At 62.6% G+C, this 641-nt stretch carries 1 protein-coding gene; it reads left to right on the forward strand.

Annotation, left to right across the window (positions count from 1 at the left end):
- Positions 1–641 (forward strand): VCBS domain-containing protein (locus AC1DX4_RS35080; protein ID WP_477224688.1); only part of this gene is annotated, 641 nt, incomplete at both ends.

Below are 641 nucleotides of genomic sequence, written 5' to 3' on the forward strand. Positions count from 1 at the left end.
CGGCATGCTGACGGTTTCGCCGGCCTCGCTTGCAGCCAACCCGACCGACACCCACAATTTGAACTGGTCGTTCAACTCGGCATCGCAAGCCTTCGACTTTCTCGCCCAGGGCGAGACGCTGACGCTCACCTACACGATCAAGGCCGACGATGGCCACACCGGCACCGACACGCAGACGGTGACGATTACTATCACCGGCACCAACGACACGCCCGACATCCATCTGGTGACGACCGACAGCGCGACCGCCTCGCTGATCGAGACCAACTCAGCTCTGACGAAGAGCGGCACGCTGACTGTGAACGATGCTGATGTGTCCGACACGGTAACCGCAAGTGTTGCATCAGTGTCGCTCGCCGGCACCACGGGCGGGCTGAACAGCGCCGCCGTGCTCGGCATGCTGACGGTTTCGCCGGCCTCGCTTGCAGCCAACCCGACCGACACCCACAATTTGAACTGGTCGTTCAACTCGGCATCGCAAGCCTTCGACTTTCTCGCCCAGGGCGAGACGCTGACGCTCACCTACACGATCAAGGCCGACGATGGCCACACCGGCACCGACACGCAGACGGTGACGATTACTATCACCGGCACCAACGACACGCCCGACATCCATCTGGTGACGACCGACAGCGCGACCG

Source organism: Mesorhizobium sp. P3_A8, from assembly GCF_056402995.1.